Annotated in this window: 17 protein-coding genes; 6 read left to right on the top strand and 11 right to left on the bottom strand. The window is 70.2% G+C overall.

Annotation, left to right across the window (positions count from 1 at the left end; translation table 11 throughout):
* Positions 1-25 precede the first annotated feature (25 nt).
* Positions 26-277 (top strand): acyl carrier protein, encoded by a 252-nt coding sequence (locus ACIOJD_RS09315; RefSeq protein ID WP_401881063.1) that lies wholly within the window; start codon positions 26-28, stop codon positions 275-277.
* A gap of 79 nt (positions 278-356) precedes the next feature.
* Positions 357-1,619 carry a beta-ketoacyl-ACP synthase II gene (gene fabF / locus ACIOJD_RS09310; protein WP_401910200.1) on the top strand — a complete coding sequence of 421 codons (1,263 nt, stop codon included), beginning with the start codon at positions 357-359 and terminating at the stop codon, positions 1,617-1,619.
* Between the two features lie 145 nt (positions 1,620-1,764).
* Here the strand turns inward: fabF and ACIOJD_RS09305 are convergent, their stop codons facing one another.
* A complete protein-coding gene (locus ACIOJD_RS09305; RefSeq protein ID WP_401910198.1) occupies positions 1,765-2,640 on the bottom strand; it encodes an NAD(P)-dependent oxidoreductase in 876 nt (291 codons plus the stop codon).
* A gap of 89 nt (positions 2,641-2,729) precedes the next feature.
* On the bottom strand, positions 2,730-3,224 hold the full coding sequence (locus ACIOJD_RS09300; RefSeq protein WP_401910195.1) for a DUF3145 domain-containing protein: 495 nt from the start codon (positions 3,222-3,224) through the stop codon (positions 2,730-2,732).
* Positions 3,225-3,597: 373 nt separating this feature from the next.
* On the opposite strand from ACIOJD_RS09300, the gene ACIOJD_RS09295 reads away from it, so the two are divergent.
* The gene (locus tag ACIOJD_RS09295) at positions 3,598-4,479 is read left to right on the top strand and encodes an SGNH/GDSL hydrolase family protein (protein ID WP_401911665.1); all 882 of its coding nucleotides are present in this window, start codon (positions 3,598-3,600) and stop codon (positions 4,477-4,479) included.
* Positions 4,480-4,552: 73 nt separating this feature from the next.
* On the top strand, positions 4,553-5,545 hold the full coding sequence (locus ACIOJD_RS09290) for an aldose epimerase family protein (protein ID WP_401910193.1): 993 nt from the start codon (positions 4,553-4,555) through the stop codon (positions 5,543-5,545).
* Between the two features lie 83 nt (positions 5,546-5,628).
* On the opposite strand, the gene ACIOJD_RS09285 is transcribed toward ACIOJD_RS09290, so the two are convergent.
* Entirely contained in the window at positions 5,629-8,178 is a 2,550-nt protein-coding gene (locus tag ACIOJD_RS09285; RefSeq protein WP_401910191.1) for a glycoside hydrolase family 3 protein, read from the bottom strand.
* 189 nt (positions 8,179-8,367) lie between these two features.
* On the opposite strand from ACIOJD_RS09285, the gene ACIOJD_RS09280 reads away from it, so the two are divergent.
* Complete coding sequence (locus tag ACIOJD_RS09280) at positions 8,368-9,708, top strand: pyroglutamyl peptidase (RefSeq protein ID WP_401910189.1); 1,341 nt, start codon at positions 8,368-8,370, stop codon at positions 9,706-9,708.
* 137 nt (positions 9,709-9,845) lie between these two features.
* Here the strand turns inward: ACIOJD_RS09280 and ACIOJD_RS09275 are convergent, their stop codons facing one another.
* Positions 9,846-10,649, bottom strand: a complete 804-nt coding sequence (locus tag ACIOJD_RS09275; protein ID WP_401910186.1) for an EI24 domain-containing protein — start codon at positions 10,647-10,649, stop codon at positions 9,846-9,848.
* Between the two features lie 274 nt (positions 10,650-10,923).
* Here ACIOJD_RS09275 and ACIOJD_RS09270 point away from each other — a divergent pair, with 274 nt between their 5' ends.
* Positions 10,924-13,515: a M14 family zinc carboxypeptidase gene (locus ACIOJD_RS09270; protein WP_401910183.1), complete on the top strand. Its 2,592-nt coding sequence runs from the start codon at positions 10,924-10,926 to the stop codon at positions 13,513-13,515.
* A gap of 73 nt (positions 13,516-13,588) precedes the next feature.
* Here ACIOJD_RS09270 and ACIOJD_RS09265 read toward each other — a convergent pair whose 3' ends face one another.
* From ACIOJD_RS09265 to ACIOJD_RS09235, 7 genes are all read right to left on the bottom strand, one after another.
* The gene (locus ACIOJD_RS09265; protein WP_401910180.1) at positions 13,589-15,085 is read right to left on the bottom strand and encodes a family 43 glycosylhydrolase; all 1,497 of its coding nucleotides are present in this window, start codon (positions 15,083-15,085) and stop codon (positions 13,589-13,591) included.
* A gap of 12 nt (positions 15,086-15,097) precedes the next feature.
* Positions 15,098-16,072: an arabinan endo-1,5-alpha-L-arabinosidase gene (locus ACIOJD_RS09260; RefSeq protein WP_401910177.1), complete on the bottom strand. Its 975-nt coding sequence runs from the start codon at positions 16,070-16,072 to the stop codon at positions 15,098-15,100.
* A gap of 211 nt (positions 16,073-16,283) precedes the next feature.
* Complete coding sequence (locus ACIOJD_RS09255; RefSeq protein ID WP_401910174.1) at positions 16,284-17,789, bottom strand: alpha-N-arabinofuranosidase; 1,506 nt, start codon at positions 17,787-17,789, stop codon at positions 16,284-16,286.
* Positions 17,790-17,938: 149 nt separating this feature from the next.
* A complete protein-coding gene (locus ACIOJD_RS09250; protein WP_401910171.1) occupies positions 17,939-18,862 on the bottom strand; it encodes a carbohydrate ABC transporter permease in 924 nt (307 codons plus the stop codon).
* Complete coding sequence (locus ACIOJD_RS09245; RefSeq protein ID WP_401911663.1) at positions 18,859-19,815, bottom strand: carbohydrate ABC transporter permease; 957 nt, start codon at positions 19,813-19,815, stop codon at positions 18,859-18,861. The genes ACIOJD_RS09250 and ACIOJD_RS09245 overlap by 4 nt, the downstream gene beginning before the upstream one ends.
* A gap of 11 nt (positions 19,816-19,826) precedes the next feature.
* The gene (locus ACIOJD_RS09240; RefSeq protein ID WP_401910168.1) at positions 19,827-21,176 is read right to left on the bottom strand and encodes an extracellular solute-binding protein; all 1,350 of its coding nucleotides are present in this window, start codon (positions 21,174-21,176) and stop codon (positions 19,827-19,829) included.
* A 290-nt stretch (positions 21,177-21,466) separates the two neighbouring features.
* Positions 21,467-21,895 carry an organic hydroperoxide resistance protein gene (locus ACIOJD_RS09235; protein WP_401910165.1) on the bottom strand — a complete coding sequence of 143 codons (429 nt, stop codon included), beginning with the start codon at positions 21,893-21,895 and terminating at the stop codon, positions 21,467-21,469.
* Positions 21,896-21,964 lie beyond the last annotated feature (69 nt).

Below are 21,964 nucleotides of genomic sequence, written 5' to 3'. Positions count from 1 at the left end.
AGCTCAATATCGAAGGAGCGCCCACATGGCCGCCACCCAGGAAGAGATCGTCGCCGGTCTCGCCGAGATCGTGAACGAGATCGCCGGTATCCCGGTCGAGGACGTCCAGCTGGACAAGTCCTTCACCGACGACCTGGACGTCGACTCGCTGTCCATGGTCGAGGTCGTCGTCGCCGCCGAAGAGCGCTTCGACGTCAAGATCCCGGACGACGACGTCAAGAACCTGAAGACGGTCGGCGACGCCGCCGCCTACATCCTGAAGCACCAGGCTGCCTGACCCGGGCAGCACGGCTGACGCCACCTGGTGGTGGCGCCGTAAAAATTCAGCACCCTCTACACGTGGAGAAAGAATTCCAGTGAGCTCGACCAATCGCACCGTGGTCGTCACCGGTATCGGCGCAACCACACCACTGGGTGGCGACAGCGCATCGACCTGGGACGGCCTGCTCGCGGGCCGCTCCGGGGTACGGCCCCTGGAGGGCGAACGCTTCGCCGAGTTGCCGGTCCGTATCGCCGCCACGGCGGCGGTCGACCCGGGCGATGTACTGCCCCGTCCGCTCGCCCGCAAACTGGACCGCTCGGCGCAGTTCGCGCTGATCGCGGCCCGGGAGGCGTGGGCGGACGCGGGTTACACCGCCAGGGCCGGCGACGACACCTCCGTCGACCCCGACCGGCTCGGCACCGTGATCGCCTCCGGCATCGGCGGCGTGACCACCCTGCTCGACCAGTACGACGTGCTCAAGGAGCGGGGCGTCCGCCGCGTCTCCCCGCACACCGTGCCGATGCTGATGCCGAACAGCCCCTCCGCCAACGTCAGCCTGGAAGTGGGCGCCCGAGCGGGCGTGCACACCCCGGTCTCCGCCTGCGCCTCGGGCGCCGAGGCCGTCGGCTACGCCGTGGAGATGATCCGTACCGGCCGCGCCGACGTGGTCGTCACGGGCGGCACGGAAGCGGCCATCCATCCGCTGCCCGTCGTCGCGTTCGCCAACATGATGGCGATGTCCAAGAACAACGACGAGCCCACCAAGGCCTCGCGGCCGTACGACAAGGCGCGTGACGGCTTCGTCCTCGGTGAGGGTGCGGGCGTCCTCGTCCTGGAGTCCGCCGAGCACGCGGCGAAGCGCGGGGCGCGAGTCTACTGCGAGGTCCTCGGACAGGGCCTGTCCTCGGACGCCCATCACATCGCCCAGCCGGAGCCCACCGGCCGGGGGATCGCCAAGGCGCTCCAGAACCTGCTGGACTCCACGGATCTCAAGACGTCCGAGGTCGCCCACCTCAACGCGCACGCCACGTCCACGCCTCAGGGCGACCTGGCGGAGATCAAGGCGCTGCGCATGGTGCTGGGCGACGATCTCGAACATGTCGCCATCTCCGCCACCAAGTCGATGACGGGCCACCTGCTGGGCGGCGCGGGCGGCATCGAGACGGTGGCCACGGCCCTCGCGCTGTACCACCGCACGGCCCCGCCGACGATCAACGTCGACGACCTGGACGAGGAGGTGGACGCGGACGTCGTACGCGACGAACCGCGCGCGCTTCCCAGCGGCACGATCGCGGCGATCAACAACTCGTTCGGTTTCGGCGGCCACAACGTGGTGCTGGCGCTGCGTACGGTCTGATCGCACGATCGCTCTGATGCTCGAACGAGACGCCCGGCCGGGGCTCCCCCGGCCGGGCGTCTCGTTTCGTCCATACGTGGCCCGTCCGTACGTGACTCGTCCATACGTGACTCGTCCGCACGTGGCTCGTCCGTACGCGCCGGTCTCAGCTCTCGAAGCTGGCGAAGTACGTCGCCGCCATGTCCTTGTCGCCGTGGCCCTGGGCCTCCGCCCGGCGGAAGCGTTCCGCGCCCGCCGCCGCGACGTCCAGGCGTACGCCTTCGGCCGCACCGGCCTCGACGATCAGGCGGGCGTCCTTGCCCGCCGTGGTGACAGAGAAGCTCGGGGTGTAGTCGTCCCGCATGATCGCGGCGGCCTTGGCGTGGAGGTAGCCGCAGTCCAGGGAGCCCCCGGCCATGGCCTCCAGGAAGTACTGCGGGTCCACGCCCAGGCCCTTGGCCAGCGAGAGCGCCTCGGCGGTGCCGTTGGTGAGGGCCAGCACCCAGCTGTTGCAGACGAGCTTGAGGCGGCTGGCCGCACCGGTGGTGCCGTCGTCGGACAGCCAGACCGTGCGTCGGCCCACTGCGTCGAGTACGGGGGCCAGCGGGGTACGGGCCTCTTCGGGACCCGCCGCCAGGATGAGGAGTTCGCCGTCCTCGGCGGGTGCCTTGGTCCCGAGGACGGGGGCGTCGACGAAGACCAGGCCCTGCCGGCGGGCCAGATCGGCCAGTGGGGCGATGGCCTCGACGCCGGCGGTCGTGGACTGGAGCCAGATGGCGCCGGGGCGCAGTCCGGGGCTCGCGGCCGTCATGGCCTCCAGAGCGGCCGGGCCGTCGTACAGCATGGTGAGGACGACATCGGCGTCGGCCACGGCCTCGGCGGGCGTTGCGGCGACCGTGGCACCGTCGGCGGCGAGGGGTTCGGCCTTGGCGGGGGTGCGGTTCCAGACGCGGACGTCGTGTCCGGCGCGGCAGAGGTTACGGGCCATCGCGGCGCCCATGATGCCGGTGCCGAGGACTGCTACTGCGAGTTGGTCGGGCATGGGACCACGGTAAGACGGCTCGCCCCGGCGCGCTCGGACGACCGGGGGACCCGGGGCTTGCGGGCGCGCGCCCACAGGCTCCTGCGCGCTCAGACGACCTGGTGCAGCCAGCGGACCGGAGCGCCCTCGCCCGCGTACCGGAACGGCTCCAGTTCGTCGTCCCACGGCTTGCCGAGCAGCTTGGCGACCTCCGCCTCCAGGCCGCTCTCGCCCTGCTGGGAACGTACGAGCGCGGCGCGCAGCCGGTCCTCCGGGATCAGGATGTCGCCGTGCATTCCGGTGACGGCGTGGAAGATGCCCAGGTCAGGGGTGGCGCTGTAGCGCTCGCCCTCGGCCGTGGCGCACGGCTCCGCGGTCACTTCGAACCGGAGCATCTGCCAGCCGCGCAGTGCGGAGGCGATCTTGGAGCCGGTTCCCGCCCGGCCCTTCCAGGACACCTCGGCTCTCCAGGTGCCCGGCGAGGCCGGCTGCCGGATCCAGTCGAGCTGGACCCGCTGGCCCAGCACACCCGCCACCGCCCATTCGACGTGCGGGCACATCGCGCGCGGTGCGGAGTGCACGTACAGAACTCCACGTGTCGTCACCGGGACCTCCAGTGTGGGACGAGGTTCGCGTTTCCCAGCGGCCTCAGTAAACAGCATCGGGAGTGAAACCCCGCAAAAGGGACAGCATGTGACGTGATGTAATTTACCGGAGCCCAGAGATCGGGCGCCTCTGGTTCGACGTGGGAAAAGCTACCGTGCGGCGAGGGACCCAGGGTGACGTACCGTCGGTCTCGGCTCCGATATACGCGAAGCTTTCACTCGCCAGGACTCCGCCGGATGTCTGAAGGCACCGTAGGACGACGAAGATGCCAGAGGACGCCAGACGATGCCGACCGGGGAGGCCTTGGTGCGGAAGACCCTTCAGAGCTCGGAACGAGGCGGAAGCCCCGTCCCGCGCCGGGACCGTGGTGAGCTGCCGGGTCCCGGTCACCGCTCACGCGCCGGCGTCGCCGCCGTGACCGCCGGGCTGCTCGCCGTGTCCGGCGCGCTGGCGGGCTGCTCCGGCGACCGGCGCGCCGAGCCGTCCCCGCGCCCCACTCCCGTCTGGAACCGCAGCCCCGCCTCCGTGGCCGCCGTCGGCGACTCGATCACCCGCGGCTTCGACGCCTGTGTGGTGCTCGCGGACTGCCCGCAGGTGTCCTGGTCGACGGGTACGGACAGCGAGGTGCGCAGCCTCGCGTTCCGGCTCCTGGGCGCGCCCGCCACGAAGAACCGCAGCTGGAACCACGCCCAGACCGGCGCCAAGATGTCCGACCTGCCCGGTCAGATGGCGCAGGCCGCACAGCGCGAGCCGGAGCTGGTCACGGTCATGGTGGGGGCCAACGACGCCTGCCAGGACACGGCGAGGCAGATGACACCGGTCGACGACTTCCGCGCGTCCTTCGAGGCGTCGATGCGCCAGCTGCGCGCCGGGGCGCCCAAGGCGCAGGTGTACGTGTCGAGCGTGCCGGACCTCAAGCGGCTCTGGTCCACCGGGCGGGGCAATCCACTGGGCCGGCAGATCTGGAAGCTGGGGATCTGCGCCACGATGCTCAGGGACTCGCAGGACATGAGCGAGCGGGCGAAGAAGCGGCGGGACACGGTCTACGAACGGGTCGTGGCGTACAACGGGGTGCTGAGGGACGTGTGCGCGAAGGACCGGCGCTGCCGGTACGACGGCGGCGCGGTCTTCGATTACCGGTTCACCGGCGAGCAGTTGAGCCACTGGGACTGGTTCCATCCGAGCAAGAACGGGCAGGGCCGGCTGGCGGAGATCGCGTACCGCAACGTCACATCGGCCAAGCCCCCCGTGTAGGGCCTGTTCTCCGGGACTGCGTGAGTGGCCTCGGCCGCGGGTCGCGCGGCGTAGGGTCTCGATCGTGACTGTCATGAACACGGAACGTGTCGGTACGACTTCCGAGGGCACGCCCTTTCACCGCTGGACCCTCGAACGCGCCGGTACCCGGATACGGCTGCTGACATACGGCGGTGTCGTCCAGTCGGTGGAGGTGCCCGACCGGAACGGGGACGTCGCCGACGTGGTGCTCGGCTTCCCGGACGCCGCGGGCTATCCGGAGTCACGGGGGTCGTATTTCGGCGCTCTGGTGGGCCGTTACGCGAACCGTGTCGCGGGCGGGGCGTTCACGCTGGACGGCCGGACGTACCGGCTCGCGCGCAACGACGGGCCGAACAACCTGCACGGCGGCGAGGACGGCTTCGACCGGCGGGTGTGGGACGCGCGGGCGGCCGGCGACCACGGTGTACGGCTGTCCCGGATCAGTCCGGACGGCGAGGAGGGCTTCCCCGGCCGCCTCGAGGTCTCGGCGACGTACACCCTGGACGCGGCGGGCGCGCTGCGGATCGACTACCGCGCGGTGACGGACGCCCCCACCCACGTCAATCTGACGAACCACACGTACTGGAACCTGACCGGCGCGGGCAGCGGCCCGGCGACCGGGCACGAGCTGCGGATCGCGGCCGGACGGATCACTCCGATGGACGGCTCCACCGTGCCGACCGGGGAGCTGGCGCCGGTCGACGGCACGCGCTTCGACTTCCGTACGGCCCGCCCGGTGGGGCCCGGCTACGACCACAACTTCGTTCTGGACGGGGACGAGAGCCAGGACGGGGAGCGGACCGCGGCCGAGCTGTACGACCCGGTGTCGGGGCGGATGCTGACCGTCGCCACCACCGAACCGGGGCTCCAGCTCTACACCGGTGACCACTTCGACGGGAAGCCGTACGGTCCCGGCGAGGGCATCGCGCTGGAGACCCAGCACTTCCCGGACTCCCCCAACCGGCCCGCGTTCCCGAGCACGGTGCTGCGGCCCGGTGAGGTGTACGCGTCGACCACGACGTATGCCTTCGGTGTGCGCCGGTAGGGCCTGTCCGGGGCACACGGCCCCGGGGGCGGTGTCAGGTCCGCTCCCGGGGGCGTATGTCTCTCTGCCCTCGTCGTGCGCGGTTACGCCCGCGCCTCCACCAGGCCGTTCAGCCTGCGGTCGGTGACCGAGCGGGCGGCCTGGACCTCGTACGTACCGGGGACGAACGACCAGGCGCCCGACTCCTCGTCCCAGATCTCGAACGCCCGGCGCCGCAGCGGGATCCGGACCTCGACGCTCTGGCCCGATTCCGCCTCGACCGGGGCGAAGCCCGCCAGCCAGCGCGCGGGGCGTTCCGGGGTGTCCGGACTCCGGCCGGGTACCGGCGCGAGGTAGATCTGGACGACCTCACGGCCCGTGCGCGTGCCGGTGTTGCGCAGGCGCACCCGGGCGTCGCTCGGGGTGGCCGTGAGCGTCTCGTACTCCCAGTCGGTGTAGCCGAGGCCGTGGCCGAAGGGGTACGCGGGTGTGGTCCCCGCCCGTTCCCAGGCGCGGTAGCCGATGAACACGCCCTCGGTGTAGTGGAGTTCGCCGTCGGCCGGGGTGGTCGCCGAGACCGGTGCGTCCGCCAGGGCGACCGGCCAGGTGGTGGGCAGCCGGCCGCCGGGCTCCGCCGCGCCGAGCAGGACGTCGGCGAGGGCCGCGCCGCCCTCCTGTCCCGGGAACCAGCTGAGCAGGATCGCGGCCACCTCCTCGCGCCACGGCAGTTCCACCGGGGAGCCGGTGTTGACGACCACCACGGTGTTCGGATTGGCGGCGGCGACGGCTCGTACGAGGTCGTCCTGACGGCCCGGCAGCCTCAGGTCCGCGCGGTCGAAGCCCTCGGACTCGACGCGCTCGGTGGTGGCGACCACGACGACCGCCGTGTCCGCGGCGCGTGCGGCCTCGACGGCCCGCGCGATCAGTTCGTCGGGGTCGTGGCGCGGGCCGAGGTGGAGGAGGGAGAAGGCGACGGCCTTGATCGGGGCGTCAGGGATCTTGTGGACGGTGTGCAGGAGTGAGATCTCGACCTTCTCGCCCTCGGTCAGCCCGGCGCGGGCGCGCTCCACCGGTCCGCCGAAGAATGCCTCGAAGGGGTCGGAGGACAGGCCCAGTTCCTCCGCGCCGTCGAAGACGGTGTCGCCGTCGACGGTGAGGACGAAACCGCCCAGGCCACGGGTGCCGAAGGCGTGCTCGCCGCTCTCCCGGGGGGTGAACCGGCCCGTCAGCTCGACGGTGTGCAGTTCCTCGTGGGTGACTCCCTCGGGGAGGTCGGCGCCCGCCCACTGCACCCGGCCGCCGGGGACGGTGGAGGTTCCGAGCACCCGCCCGTCGGCCGCGCGGCAGACGGCGGTCAGCTCGAACCCCTTGTCGGCGTCGGCGAGTTCCTCGTTGGGGTCGGCGCCGAGGGAGTAGGTGAGGGCGCCCTCGGGCAGGGCCCGGGTGAGGCCGTCGAGCGGGGAGACGATGTGGTCGGGGAAGACCACGGCCGAGCCGCCGCCGAGGATCCGCGCGTCGCGGGCGGCGGCCCCGATGAGCGCGATGGTGCCGGTCCGGCCGGGCGCGGTCCCGTCGGGCGCGGTCCCGTCGGGCGCGGTCCCGTCCAGCGTGATCGGGAGGACCGGGCGCCCGCCGCCGGAGTCGCCTCGTCCCTCGTTGCGTACGAGGACGAAGGAACGGCGCGCGACCTCGCGGGCCAGGGCCTCGCCGTCGAGGGGCGCGGGGAGTTCGGTGACGGCCGGCGGGGCGCCGTCCAGGATGCCGACGCGGGCGGCCAGCCGCAGCACACGCCGTACGGCGTCGTCGACGGCGTGCTCCGCCACCTCACCGGCACCGACTGCGGCGACGAGGGCCTCCCCGTACACCGTCGTCGGTCCCGGCATCGCGACATCGAGACCGCCGAGGAGTGCGCCGACGGTGGAGCGGGCGGCCAGCCAGTCGGAGACGACATAGCCGTCGAAGCCCCATTCACCGCGCAGGACTTCGTTCTGGAGGTGACGGTGTTCGGTCATGGTCGAGCCGTTGACCTGGTTGTACGCGGCCATGATGCCCCAGGGGCGGGCCTGGGCGACGATGGCCTCGAAGGGCGCGAGATACAGCTCGCGCAGCGGGCGCGGGGAGACGATGTTGTCGACGGTGAAGCGGTCGGTCTCGGCGTCGTTGGCGACGAAGTGCTTGACGGTGGTGCCGACTCCGCCGTCCTGGACACCGCGGACATAGCCGGTGCCGATCTCGCCGGTGAGGTACGGGTCCTCGCTGTACGCCTCGAAGTGGCGCCCGCCGAGCGGCGATCGGTGCAGATTGACGGTCGGCGCCAGCAGTACGTGCACGCCCTTGCGGCGGGCCTCCTGCGCGAGCAGCTGCCCGGCCCGGCGGGCCAGCTCCGGGTCCCAGGCGGCGGCGAGCGCGGTCGGCGAGGGCAGGGCGACGGACGGGTCGTCGGCGGTCCAGCGGACCCCGCGGACACCGATGGGGCCGTCGGACATCACCAGGGACGCCAGTCCGATCTCGGGGATCCCCGGCAGGGACCACATGTCCTGACCGGCCAGCAACCGTGCCTTGGCGTCCAGATCCAGCTTGCCGAGCGCCGCCTCGACGACCGCTTCGCGTGCCTGGTCGGCCCGGGTGGTGGATGCGCCTGTCACGGATGCCACGGACGTACCTCCTCGTCGATGTGTGCTGAATGGTTACATGACGATCCGCGAATCTGTAGGTCTCTTTCCCGGACAGAACTCAGGCCGAGGAGCACCGGCACGCACCGGCAGATGACAGGAATCGGGCGGCCATGGTCAACGGCCCGGCGGGAGGCCATACTGCCGCCAGCCGACGGAAGGACATCCCTCATGAGACTCACGCGCCCCACGGAGCGGATACGCGTACGGACGCGGACACAGGCCCGTGCACGGCCGCGCGTGCAGCTGCGCGTACGGCCTGACCTGCTCGGACTCGTCCTGCTCGGCTCCGCCGCCCTCGCCCTCGCCGCGCCGCCGCCTCTCGCCGCCGCGACGACTCATGAGTCCTCCGGCACACGGGCGTTCACCGTCGAGGAGCGGCGTCTCGACCAGGACGTACCGCGGGAGATCCTGCGGCGCAGTGGTTTCGACGGTGTGGCGCCGGACTTCGTACGGTCGCTGCACGGCGCTCGGTCGTACGCGCAGGCCGAGCGGGCCGTCACGGGTCAGGGCACGCGGCTGTGGCAGCGGGCCGTGGACCGCGCGCAGGGGCGAGGGAGCGCGCACGGCGATCTGAGCCGGGACGACGACCGGCCGCTGTACTGGGCGCGGCTCGGGATGACCCGTGAACTGCGCCAGTGGCAGCCGGAGTTCGCGCTGTCCGAGGCGGCGCGGTCGCGGCTGCTGGGAAAGCTGGAGCGCTCCTCGCGCGGCCAGGACTCGATGGCGTTCCCTTCGGGCAAGGGCGACGCGGGCGTCAAGCGGATCGTCGTGACCGGATTCGACCCGTTCACGCTGGACCGCGACATCCGGATCAGCAACCCCTCCGGGGCGATGGCGCTGGCCCTGGACGGCACGGTCATCAGGACCGCCGACGGCCCCGCCCGTATCCAGGCCGCCGTCTTCCCGGTGCGCTGGCAGGACTTCGCGGACGGCACGGTCGAACGCGCCCTGCGCGAGCCGCTGTCGCGGGCCGACCTGTTCACGACGGTCAGCCAGGGCCGGGTCGGCCGGATCGACGTCGAGCGCTTCAACGGCGCCTGGCGCGGCGGGTTCGGGGACAACGAGAACGTCTCGGAGACCGGGCTCGTGCCGGTGGCCGACCCGGCCTCGCAGCCTCAGTGGACGACGACCAGCCTGCCGTACCGCGCGATCGTGGCGGCGGACACCGGCCGGTTCCCGGTGTACGACAACACGTCGGTGACGGAGGTCCAGGCGGGCGGAACCGCTCCGGTGGTACGGCCCGACGGTCCGACGGCCGGGTCCGCGGCCCGCGCCGGAGGCGGCGGGGACTATCTGTCCAACGAGATCGCCTACCGGGCGACGCTGCTGCGGGACCGGCTGGGCCGGGAAGTCCCGGGCGGCCATGTGCACACGCCGGTACTGGAATTCGGGGCGGGGAACACGGACCCGGCGACGGGGTCCGTGACCGATCCGGAGTTCGTCCGGAACCGGCTGGACATCATCGCGCAGCTGACGTCGATCGTCACGGTGGCCGCCGACGCGTCCTGAGAGCCGCCGGAGGATTCGCCGCACATGAGTCCGCCGCCGGATCCGGGACGGTAGGTACGGCCTCGGATCCGGCGGCGGTGACGTCTGGCTGTCGGCCTTTGGCCGCTTGCTACTCGCTACTCGCTACTTGCTACTTGCTACTTGTCGAGGGTGAGCGGTACGCCCGGCTGCCGCGTGCCCTGCCCGGCGCCGTCGGCGTCCTCCGGCCGCGCCGTCAGCTCGCGCGCCATCAGCGTCGCTCCCGCCACCGCGCCCGGCATCAGGAACACCGCCACGAACGGAACCAGGAAGGCGAGCGTCAGCGGTACGCCGAAGCCGAGGGTGAGCATGCGGCGGCCCCGGAGCAGGCCGAGGCGTTCCTTCAGCTCGATGCCGCGCCGCTGGAGCGCCACCGCCGTCAGCTCCTCCGCCAGGAAGAAGCCGGAGACACAGAAACCGAGCACGGGAACGACCGTCTGCCCGACGACCGGAATGAATCCGAGGCCGAAGAGCAGGATGCCGTACAGCGCCACCCGCACCAGGATCCGCAGGCTGTCCCGCGCGGAGATCCACAGGTCGCGCCAGAACGACAGGCCCGACTCGGGGACTTCGCCGCCCTCCGTACGGTCGACCTCCTCCGAGAGCGACTCGTAGAAGGGCTGGCCGACGAGGAGGGTCACGGCGGTGAAGGTGATCACCGCGAGGAACAGGCCGAGCCCGAAGAGCAGCGCGGTCAGGAAGCCCCGGAAGAGACCGAGCCAGGGCGAGGACCAGTCGTCGGCGAAGGGGGTCGACCAGGCTGTGAAGTCATCGGCGCCGTACCAGAGGCCGACGAGCGCGCCCGCGTACAACACCAGTGTCACCAGACCGGGCAGCAGCCCGAATCCGAACCACCGACCGTGGCCGGCGACCCAGCGCTGGCCTTTCCACAGATAGCCGAAGCCTGCCCCGAGATCACGCATGCGGCTCACCCTACCGGCGGATCGCACGCCCTCTTGTTCTTCGAGGGCATAACAGGTAGACCCTGCCTAACGATCACCGTCGATCGCTTCAGATCAGTTCAGGTCAGTTCAGGTCAACTCGGATCATTATTCAGACCACATCTGATCATCTTGGAGCGTTTCGGATCGTTCCCGTTCTCTCTGGATGATCACGGATCGCTTTGCCCACCACGAGCCACCCGCGCGCCATCCACCCGCCACTCACCCTTTCTCGGAAGCCCGGAGGTACACACGTATGGGGATGCCCAGACCCGTCCTGCTCACCACCGCCGTCACGGCCGGTGCCCTGCTGCTCGCCCCGCTCCCCGCGACCGCCGTTCCCGGCCGCGACGTGCCCCGGCCGCATCCCGTGCGGGAGAACGGCGCCCCCGACGCGGCCACGCCCCTCGGCGCATCGGCGAACCGCGCCGCACCTGCGGCCGGGACGGCGGCCACCACCGCACCCGCCCTGCGCAAGGACGGCGGCTATCCGCGCCGTACGGTCCTCACTCCTCCCCCGGCGAACCCCGCCGACAAGTCGATCAAGCTCGGCCTGACCCCGTACCACTCCCTCGCCCCCAGGCTCAACGCCCTCCAGAAGCTGGGCAATCGGGTCAGTGTGGAGGTGGCGGGCCGGTCCGCGGGCGGCCATGAGCTGTATCTGGTCACCGTCACCGCGCCCGAGAGCACGCGCGAGGCCCGCGAGCAGGACCGGATGCGCGAGCTGATCGAGGACTCCCCCGCGGCCGCCGCGAAGGACCGCCGTATCAAGTCCGCCTACAAGACACCGGTCTTCATCAACAACAACATCCACGGCAACGAGTGGGAGGGCACCGACGCCGCCCTGCGGCTCATCGAGGAGCTGGCGAAGGCGAAGGACGGCCGGACCCGCGACCTGCTCGACAGGAACCGGATCTATCTCAACGTCACCGCCAACCCGGACGGCCGGATCGCCGGGACCCGCGCCAACTCCGAAGGCTTCGACCTGAACCGGGACTTCATCACCGCCTCGCAGCCCGAGGCGCGCGCGGTCCGGCAGATCGGCGTCGACAAGCAGCCCGCCGTGATGCTCGATCTCCACGGCTATGTCAACGGCACACTGATCGAGCCGACGACCCCGCCGCACGGCGAGAACTACGAATACGACCTGTTCCTGAAGAACAGCTATGCCAACGCCCTCGGCATGGAGAAGGCGGTGAACGATCTCGGCTACACGCCCGGCGAGGACGGCGTCGAGGCGCCCGTCATCCCCTTCCGCGACCAGGAGGAGGGCTGGGACGACTGGCCGCCGGTCTTCACCCCGCAGTACATGGCGTTCCAGGGCGCGGTCGCGTCGCACACCGTCGAGTTCCCGATGCGGGTCAACAACAGCGACTACGAGACGCTCCCGGTGGCGGAGCTGCGCCGGCGGTCCGCGATCAACACGGACATCGCGGGCGCGGTGATGCGCGCGACCCTCACCTACGCGCTCGCCCACCGCACGTCGGTGATCGCCGACCAGATCGAGACCTTCCGCCGGGGCGCGGCGGGCGAGGCCCAGCGGCCGGTGTCGGCACAGACCGTGCCGGGCGTGCCGGGCATCGGCCCCGAGGACGTGTACACCACGGCCTTCCCTCGCGCGTACGTCATCCCGGCGGGCGGCGGTCAGCGCTCCGCGCCCGCGGCGGCCCGGCTGGTGGACCACCTGATCGCCAATGACGTACAGGTACGGCGGGCGACCGCGGGCTTCCGGCTGGCGGGACGCTCCTATCCGGCGGGCTCGTACGTGGTCGACATGCACCAGGCCAAGCGCGGTATCGCCAATGTGATCCTGGCCGAGGGCCGCGACATCAGCGCGGACGTCTCCACGATGTACGACATATCGGGGTGGAGCCTCGGGCTGCTGTGGGGCGCGAGCGTGGAGAAAATCCAGCGGGCCGACGGCGCCCTGCGTGTTCCGGGCCGTACCGTCCCGGCCGCATCCCCCACCGGCTCCGTGGCGGGCGTGACGGGCGGCGGCGCCCTGCGGCTGCGCCTCGACGACCCCGACGAGCTGGCGGCGCTCAACTCCCTGCTCGCGCAGGGCGTGAGGGTACGGCGGGCGGCGGACGGTTCGGCGATCGTGCCGGGTTCGGCCCGCCGTCAGGCCGCGGTCCTGGCCGACCGTCACGGCGTGGTCTTCGCCGCGACGAAGGAGAAGGGATCCGGGGAGCTGCGCCGTACGCGCGTCGCCGCCGCGGTGACGCCCGGGGAGCGGTTCGCGCTGCGCGAGATGGGCTTCGAGGTGCTGCCCGTGTCGACGCAGACACTGAACGCGGGCTTCGACTGGTCGACGGCGGATGTGCTGTACGTGTCCTCCGGCCTCGAGTACGGCGGTCTGAACCCGGCCGCGCGCACGGCCCTGGACGGCTTCCTCGACGGAGGAGGCGACAGAGCCGGACGCCTGGTGGCGCTCGGTTCGGCGGGGGCGGCCTTCAACACCGCCGCCGGTCTGCTCACGGCCGAGCCGGTCGCGGGCAACGGCGACGCCAACGGTGTGGTGCGGGTGACCAACGCCGGTGGCCCGGTCACCGGCGGCGCCCCGGCCCACTCCTTCGTCTACTCGCCGCTCTGGTTCACGGGCCTCGGCGACGAGGTGCGCGTCGACCAGTCGTACGGCACCGGCAACCCGCTGGTCTCGGGCCACTGGCGCGCGGCTGAGAACGGTACGGGCGGCCCCACGGACGCGGCGGGCAGGCCGTCGGTCGTCAGCGGTACGGCGGCGAAGGGCACACGGGTGGTGCTGTTCGGCACGGAACCGCTGTTCCGGGCCCACCCGAAGGGTCTGTTCCCGCAGGTCGGCCGAGCGCTGCTGGGCGCGGCGGGCTGATCTGGTCAGGTACGACGTCAGGGGTGTTCTTCGGCAGGGAAGAACACCCCTGACGCTCTGCCGACCCGGTTTGTCAGACGGGCTTCAACTGCCACTGCTGGCACGCGTTGTTCAGCCAGGGCCACTGCCGTACATCGGCCCCGTCCGCCGTGGAGCAGTCGGCGACGTCCGCGACCTTGCCGCTGCGCGCGCCCACCACCCGTACCCAGCCGCCCTGATCGGTGACGACGAGACGGAACGCCTGGCAGATGTTGTTCAGCCAGGACCACTGCCGCAGATCGGCGCCGTCGGCGACGGAACAGTCCGCCGTGTCCAGCACCTTGCCGCTCGCGACGTTGACCAGACGGCTGGTGTCATTACCGAGATCGTCGACGCGCCAGCGCTGGTTCGTCCCGCCGTTGCAGGTCCACTGGAGGACATTGGCGCCGTCCGCGCCCGAACCGCCTTCCACCTCAAGGCACTTGCCGCTGTTGCGGTTCACCAGGGTGTACGCGGCCGGGGTGGCCGCGCTCTCGCCCGAGGGCCCGGCGAGGGTGGTGCCGAGCGCGACCGGGCTGCCGAGGTCCGGTGTGCCGTCCGCGTTCCAGGTGAACTTCTGGGCGCGGGTGGTGCGGCCGTTGTCACAGCCCTCGCCCGCCGCGTCGTTGGCGTGGTAGACGATCCAGCTCTCCGTCCCGTCGGGCGAGCCGAAGAACCCGTTGTGGCCGGGTCCGTAGACGCCCGCCCCGTCATTGCGGCTGAAGACCGGCGTGGACTTCTTTGTCCAGGAGGAAGCGCTCAGCGGGTTGGTCCCGGTGTACGCCAGCTGCCCGAGCTTGTAGTCGGCGGTCCAGCAGCCGCTCGCCGAGTAGACGATGAACGTCTTCCCGCCGCGTTGCAGGACCTCCGGCCCCTCGTTGACCGAGCCACCCGACTTCTCCCAGCCGTACGTCGGTGTGGAGATGGTCGAGAAGGCGCCGCTCGGGGTGTACGGGTTGCTCATCGGGGCGATGACCAGGTTCTGCGTACCGCCGCCGTTCGCACTGCCCAGCAGGTAGAGGCTTCCGTTCAGCGTCAGCAGGCTGGCGTCCAGCATCCAGGCGCTGCCCAGCTGGTTCTTGTACCGGTACGGACCCATGGGGTCGGAGCCCGCGCTCTCCAGCACATGCACGCGCTGTGTGGGGTTGTAGTCCACGATGCCCTGGCCCGCCACGTAGTAGAGGTACCAGTGCCCGTTCCAGAAGTGGATCTCGGGCGCCCACATGTTGCAGCAGCGCGAGGCGGTGGAGTCGGCCCACACCTGCACGCTCGGCGCGGTCGCGAGCCCGGCGAGGGTGGGTGACCTGCGCATGGTCAGCTCGGACGTCCAGGACGTCGTGACCAGGTAGTAGTTGCCGTCGTAGTACTGGATCCAGGGGTCGGCGCCCTTCTGGGACTTGACGGGATTGGTGTACGGACGGCCCTCGGCGGCCCCGGCCGGCTGGGCGACGAAGGCGGCGAGCAGCAGGGCCAGCAGGAAGGCCAGCGAGCGGTTGCCCCTGCGGGTACGAGGGCGGAGGCGGGTGCCGCTACGGCTACGGGTGCGAGTCATGGCCACACCCCGTCAGTACGCCGTCGGCCAACCGCCGGACCAGCTCAGCAGATTGACGCCGAGCTTGGGCGTACCGTTGTCCTGGCCGTCGTAGTAGTGGTAGACGAGCAGGTCACCGTCGTTGTCCGGCATGATCGACTGTCCGCCGGGCCCGATGTAGCGGCCATGGCTCTCCAGCACGAGCGAGCCGCCGTTGTTCATCATGTTCACGCCGTTCTTGTCGACGTAGGGCCCGGTGACGCTGGTGGCACGGCCGACCTTGATCTTGTACGTGGAGCTGGTTCCGGCGCAGCACGTGTCGTACGAGGCGAACAGGTAGTAGTAACCGTTGCGTTTGACGACGACGGGCGCCTCGACCGCCTTGGTCCCGGTGGGCCGTGAGGCGAGGCCGCGGCGGGCGGTGTCCCCCGCGTACTGCTTGCCGGTCGAAGGATCGATCCGGATCATCTTGATGCCGGTCCACCAGGAGCCGAAGGACAGCCACCACTTGCCGTCGTCGTCCACGAAGAGGTTGGGGTCGATGGCGTTGTAGTCGCTGCCGGAGTTGGACGTGTAGACGATGCCCTGGTCGGTCCAGCTGCCGGCCTGCCCGGTGGCCGAGGTCGCCAGCCCGATCGCGGAGGTGCTGGAGCCGAAGGACGAAACGGCGTAGTACATCAGGTACTTGCCGCCCCGGTACGAGATGTCTGGTGCCCACGGGTCCTTGGCCGAGGAGTAGGTGGACCACCAGCCCGGCAGGGTGGTGAAGGCCGAGCGGTTGCGGCTGAAGGCGATCCGGTCGGTGGAGGTACGGGCCTGGAGGCCGTCCCCGGTGGAGTAGAGCAGGTACTGGCCGGACGAGGTGCGGAGCATCGTCGGGTCGTGGACGACGATGTCGCCGGTGACCCGGCCCGGGTTGGGATAGGCCGAGGCGCTGCTCGGTACGAGGGCGAGGAGGAGGGCTGCGGGCAGGGCGACGAGCGTGGTTCTGCGAGAGGTGCGGCTCACGCGAACTCCTTACGGCGTGGAGAGGCGGGGGGACCGTTCGGAATATCGAACTGCGATCGCGACGTCGAACGGGAAGCTAGAGTCGAAGCGCTTCCGCGTCAATGGTTCGCCCGGAATTGGGGCCTGTCCGGCGGGGGCGGCCCTTCGCATGACGTGACGGGCGGCGCGTGGGGCGCCGCCCGTCACCGGGTCGGAGGTCAGGGGGCCGGGATCACGCCAGCCGGATCACATTCCAGGAGAGCGGCTCCAGCGTCGCCCTCAGCGTCCCGTCCGTGAGCGTCGCGCCCTCACCCGCGTGCGGGGCGACCCTGTTCTGGTCCTCCAGGGTGTTCCTGGCCTCCGGGTCGGCGTCGGCGAGCACGCTGTGCTCGACCAGGGTCGTCAGGTCCAGGCCGGACAGCAGTACCTCCAGCGGCAGCGGCTCGGTCAGGCAGCGGTTGACCGCGAAGACGGTGACCGTGCCGTCGTCGGCCCGTACGGCGGTGGCGTGCAGCAGGTCCGTCTCGCCGTACTTCCTCGTCTCTCGCGTCGGCGAGTCGACCCGTACGTCCAGCACCGTCCCCCGCCCGTACCGCGAAGCCTGGGCGAAGGGGAAGAAGGTGGTCTGCCGCCAGGCAGCGCCGCCCGGCTCGGTCATGATCGGCGCGATGACATTGACCAGCTGCGCGAGGCACGCGACCGTCACCCGGTCCGCGTGCCGGAGCAGGGCGATCAGCAGGGAGCCGACGACGACGGCGTCCGTCACCGAGTAGACGTCCTCCAGGATGCGGGGAGCCTCCTGCCACTCCTCGACCTCGTGCGGATTCGGCCGGTCCATGTACCAGACGTTCCACTCGTCGAACGAGAGGTTGATCTTCTTGTCGGACTTCAGCTTGGCCCCGACATGGTCACAGGTCGCCACGACCTTCTCGATGAAGGACTCCATGTCCACCGCCGAGGCGAGGAAGGAGTCCCGGTCGCCGTCCTGCTCCCAGTAGTAGGCGTGCAGGGAGACGTAATCCACCAGGTCGTACGTCTCGGTGAGGACGGTCGCCTCCCACGCGGCGAAGGTGTCCATCCCCGAGCCGGAGGACCCGCAGGCGACCAGTTCGACGCCCGGGTCGATCTGCCGCATCGCCCGCGCGGTCTCGGCCGCGAGCCGCCCGTACTCCCGCGCCGTCTTGTGACCGGTCTGCCAGGGCCCGTCCATCTCGTTGCCGAGACACCACAGCCTGATGCCGTACGGATCCTTGTCGCCGTGCGACCTGCGGCGCTCGGACAGCTCGGTCCCCGCGGGGTGGTTGGCGTACTCCTGGAGTTCGATGGCCTCGGCTACACCGCGCGTACCGAGGTTGACGGCCATCATCGGCTCGGCCTCCGGGCCGGCCTTGCGTACGAAGTCGATGAACTCGGCGAGTCCGAAACGGTTGGACTCGGTGGTCTTCCAGGCCAGATCGAGGCGGCGCGGCCGCTCGTCCACCGGACCGACGCCGTCCTCCCAGCGGTAGCCGGACACGAAGTTGCCGCCGGGGTAACGGATTGCGGTCGGGCCGAGTTCACGGATCAGGCCGAGTACGTCCGTACGGAGCCCCGCGTCGTCGGCGGACGGGTGGCCGGGCTCGTGCACGCCGGTGTGGACACAGCGGCCGAGGTGTTCGACGAACGAGCCGAAGAGACGGGGGTTCACCTCACCGACGGTGAAGTCGGGGTGCAGGGTGAAGCGTGCGGTTCGGGTCATGATTCCTCAACTCGGTAGGACACGGGCACGGGCAGGGCACGGGCAGGGGCACAGGCACGGGCAGGGGCACAGGCAGAACATCGGTGGGACAACAGCGAGGGGACAACAGCGGCGGGACAGGGGCGCATCCATCGCGGAAGCGCTTCGACTCACTGACCCGCCAGGCCCGTATGGGCCACACCGCTGACGATCTGGCGCTGGAAGAAGACGAAGACGACGACCAGCGGGAGCCCCGCCATCAGACCGCCCGCCATCAGCTGCGCCCACTGGATGCCGTAGGAGTTCATGACGGTCGCGATGCCGTTCGGCATGGTCATCAGGTCGGGGTTGTTGGTCACCATGTACGGCCACAGGAAGTTGTTCCACGAGGCGATGAAGGTGAAGATGCCGACCGCCGAGAGGGAGGGCCGTGACAGTGGCAGCACGATGGTGAAGAAGACCCGCCAGCGCCCGGCGCCGTCGATGAACGCGGCTTCCTCCAGCTCACGCGGGATCGACTGGAAGAACTTGTAGAGGATGTAGACCATCGCCGCCGGCGCGCACTGCGGCAGGATCATGCCCCAGTACGTGTCGACCATCCCCATCGACTGGACGGTGGCGAACAGCGGTACGCCCAGTACCGCCGGCGACACCATCAGACCGGCCATGACGAGGGTCATCAGCGCGCTCTTGCCACGGAACTCGGTGCGGGCGAAACCGTAGCCCGCGAGCGCGCCGACCAGCATCACGATGAAGGTGACACAGACCGAGACGACCGCTGAGTTGACGAACCAGTTCGGGATGTTGCCGGTCTCGAAGATGCCCTCCCATGCCTGGGTCGTCCACACCTTCGGCAGCCACCGCACCGGGACGGCGACGGCCTCGGTCTCCGACTTGAACGAGGTGAACAGCGCCCACAGCAGCGGCGCGGTCCAGATCGCGGAGACGACGACACCGGCCGCCGTGAGCACGATCTGGCCGCCGGTCCACTTCCTGCGGACCGTCGGGGCTTTCGCGGCCTTCGGGGCTTTCGCGGCCGTCGGGGCCTTCCGGGTTTTCGGGTCCTCCCGGGAGAACACCGTGTCGGCGGTCATCGCACACCCTCCTCACGCTTGCGCAGCAGCCACATCCGTCCCAGGGCGACGACCGCGATGATCACAAAGAAGATGATGGAGATCGCGGAGGCGTAACCGACGCGATAGCTGGTGAACCCCTCCTCCAGCGTGTACTGGACGAAGGTGCGGGTGCTCTCCTCGGGCCCCGGGCCGAAGTCGTACATCACGACGACCTGGTCGAAGACCTGGAGCGAGGCGAGCACCTGAAGGGTGATGACGAGTCCGGTGATGTTGCGCAGCATCGGCAGGGTGATGCGCGCCATGCGGTGCCAGGCGTTCGCTCCGTCCAGCTCCGCGGCCTCGTACAGATGCCGCGGAATGCTCTGTAGCGCCGCCAGGTAGAGCAGAAAGCTGAAGCCGACCGTCCACCACAGGGTGGCGATGACGACGGCGATCATGGCGGTGGACTTCTGGGTGAGCCAGGGAGTCCCGATGCCGAGGACATGGTTGACCATGCCCGTGCCCGGGTTGAACAGCCACTGCCACAGATTGCCGACGACGGCCGACGGCAGCAGGAACGGGGCGAAGAAGCACAGCCGCCACAGCCACTTGGCGCGCTCGATGTGGTGCGCGAGCATGGCCATCAGGAAGGCGAGGACGACGATGCAGGGCACCACGAGGAGCGTGAAGTACGCGCTGTGGCCGAGCGATTGCCACACCAGCGGGTCGCCGAACGCCTCGCGGTAGTTGTCCAGGCCCACGAAGCGGGCCCCGACGCCGGAGATGTTGGCGTCGGTGAAGCTCAGGACCAGCCCGCGGACCACGGGCAGCAGGACGAAGAGCGTGAACAGCACCAGGAACGGGGCGACGAACCAGCCGCCGTGCTGCGTCGCCCGCCCCAGCCGGGCGCGCGCGGTGTCGTCACCGGCCGCGCGGGCGGGACGTACGGCCTCCACGGCCGGGACCGGGGACTCGGCGGTCGTCGCAGACATCGCGTTCGTCGTCATACGCCGGAACCTCCCTCGGCCGCGGCCTTGCCCTCCATCGGGTTCTTCGTCACCAGGAGCCGCTCCAGGACACCGTTCATACGGCGGGCCGTCGCCGCGGGCCTGGCGGACCCGAGGTTGGAGGAGGTGATCACGGGACCGATACGCGCCGCGAGGGTGCCGGACGAGCCGGCGAACCACGCCTGCGGTTCCAGCGCCATGGTGTCCATGGCCGAGACGTACTCGTGCTGCGGTTCGAGCTTCTTGTACGCGGGGCCCTCCAGGGTCGGCAGATAGGCGGGGATGTGGCCGCCCTTGGCCCACTCCAGGGCGTGGAGCACGACGTACGCGGCCAGTCGGTGCGCCCCTTCGTCGACGGCGCCACCGCGGTCGCTCCGGTGCGGCAGGACGAAGCAGTGCGACTCGGCCTGGGTGGCGGGCCTGCCGAAGACGGACGGCAGCACAGTGGCCCCGTAGTCCAGCTTCGGCCCCGAGTAGACCGGCACGGACCAGTCGCCCTCCCAGACGAAGGGGCTGCCGTTGACGAACTGCTCGGAGTCGGCGGCGCCCACGATGGAGTACCCGTCGGTGACATGCCGGCGCAGGAACTCCAGGACCTCGGTGGCCTTGTCCTCGTCGAACGTGACGTCCGTGAGACCCGCGTCGAAGTACGTTCCGCCGAGCTGCGCGTAGAAGGAGAGGAAGAACCACCAGGAGAAGTTCGGGTCGTTGGCGTGCAGTCCGAGGGTCTGAAGGCCGGACCCGGTCGCCTTCTTGGCCGCCTTCAGCGCGCCGAACCACTCGTCGGTGGAGGTGATCGGCACGAGACAGCCGTCGTCCCCGATCAGCCCCGCCTTCTCGCACACGTCCTTGCGGTAGAAGCTGACCTGGGGGTGGATGTCGAGCGGCAGCGCGTACAGCTCGCCGTCGATGACGGCGCGCTTCCACAGCTCCGGGTTGAAGTCCCGCTCGTGGACGCCGTATCGGGCCAGCAGTTCCCTGTCGAAGGGGTCGAGCAGCCGTCCCGGGGCGAAGCCCGCGATACGGCCCAGATGCATCACGCCGAGGTCGGGCGCGCGGCTGCCGGAAGCCGCCATGGCGAGCTTGGTGTAGTACGGATTGCCCCACTGGAGGGTCGAATCCTTCACGTCGACACCGGGATTGGCCTTACGGAAGGCATCGAGCATGGCGATCATGTTGCCGCCGTCGCCACCGCTGAACAGATTCCAGTAGCGGACGCGTACCTCCGCGTCCGAAGTGAGCGCGGAGGCGCCGCTCCCGGCGGCGGCCAGCCCGAAGCCGCCCGCGACGGCAAGTGCTCCGAGCCCGCCGAGCACACCGCGGCGGCCCGGAAGGGAAGGTGACATAGCGGCTCGTTTCTGTCGTCGCACGGCCCCGCCCGCACCGGTCCGACATACCGAACGGCGACCGTAACTTCGAACCCGGAAACTAAGGTCGAACAGAAAGCACGTCAATGCCTGGCGCAAGAATCCCGAACGATGTCCGGGATGCCGAACATGCGCGAGAGCGGCCTGCGCGAAGAACCGCACGGGAACCACGCGGAACCGCACAAAGGCCGAGGGCCGCACCCCTGGTTCGGGAATGCGGCCCTCGGCCGTACGCCGCGGTCACGGCGTGCGATCGGGCGGAGGGACCGTCAGACGACGGTCAGCTCGACCTTGATGTTGCCACGCGTCGCGTTGGAGTACGGGCACACCTGGTGCGCCTTCTCCACCAGCTCCTTGGCGGTGGCCTCGTCCACGTTCGGGATGGAGGTGGTGAGTTCGACCTCCAGGCCGAAACCACCGTCGGCCAGCTTGCCGATGCCGACTGTGGCGGTCACGGTCGAGCCGGAGATGTCGGCCTTCTGCTGACGGGCGACCACACCGAGCGCGCTCTGGAAGCAGGCGCTGTACCCGGCGGCGAAGAGCTGCTCCGGGTTGGTCCCGTTGCCGCTGCCGCCCATGCTCTTGGGCGGGTTGACGACGACGTCCAGGTTGCCGTCGTCGCTGGAGACCCGGCCGTCACGGCCGTTCTCGGCGGTGGCGACGGCGGTGTAGAGGACGTCTACCTGCTGGATGCTCATGTGCTGCTTTCCTCCTGTGAAACCAACTGGTGAGACCGGTAAGGCTGTTGAGGCCGACGAGACCGGTGA

The organism is Streptomyces sp. NPDC088116 (genome assembly GCF_044741745.1).
Classification (GTDB): domain Bacteria; phylum Actinomycetota; class Actinomycetes; order Streptomycetales; family Streptomycetaceae; genus Streptomyces.
This window is presented reverse-complemented; position numbering and strand designations above follow the sequence as displayed.

Excerpts from the sequence above, each read along its gene's own strand:
- ACIOJD_RS09305 (WP_401910198.1), bottom strand. The coding sequence starts at position 2,640 with ATGCCCGACCAACTCGCAGTAGCAGTCCTCGGCACCGGCATCATGGGC.
- ACIOJD_RS09290 (WP_401910193.1), top strand. The coding sequence starts at position 4,553 with ATGAACACGGAACGTGTCGGTACGACTTCCGAGGGCACGCCCTTTCAC.
- ACIOJD_RS09270 (WP_401910183.1), top strand. The coding sequence starts at position 10,924 with ATGGGGATGCCCAGACCCGTCCTGCTCACCACCGCCGTCACGGCCGGT.
- ACIOJD_RS09240 (WP_401910168.1), bottom strand. The coding sequence starts at position 21,176 with ATGTCACCTTCCCTTCCGGGCCGCCGCGGTGTGCTCGGCGGGCTCGGA.
- ACIOJD_RS09315 (WP_401881063.1), top strand. The coding sequence starts at position 26 with ATGGCCGCCACCCAGGAAGAGATCGTCGCCGGTCTCGCCGAGATCGTG.
- ACIOJD_RS09280 (WP_401910189.1), top strand. The coding sequence starts at position 8,368 with ATGAGACTCACGCGCCCCACGGAGCGGATACGCGTACGGACGCGGACA.
- ACIOJD_RS09255 (WP_401910174.1), bottom strand. The coding sequence starts at position 17,789 with ATGACCCGAACCGCACGCTTCACCCTGCACCCCGACTTCACCGTCGGT.
- ACIOJD_RS09275 (WP_401910186.1), bottom strand. The coding sequence starts at position 10,649 with ATGCGTGATCTCGGGGCAGGCTTCGGCTATCTGTGGAAAGGCCAGCGC.
- ACIOJD_RS09265 (WP_401910180.1), bottom strand. The coding sequence starts at position 15,085 with ATGACTCGCACCCGTAGCCGTAGCGGCACCCGCCTCCGCCCTCGTACC.
- ACIOJD_RS09235 (WP_401910165.1), bottom strand. The coding sequence starts at position 21,895 with ATGAGCATCCAGCAGGTAGACGTCCTCTACACCGCCGTCGCCACCGCC.
- ACIOJD_RS09245 (WP_401911663.1), bottom strand. The coding sequence starts at position 19,815 with ATGTCTGCGACGACCGCCGAGTCCCCGGTCCCGGCCGTGGAGGCCGTA.
- ACIOJD_RS09250 (WP_401910171.1), bottom strand. The coding sequence starts at position 18,862 with ATGACCGCCGACACGGTGTTCTCCCGGGAGGACCCGAAAACCCGGAAG.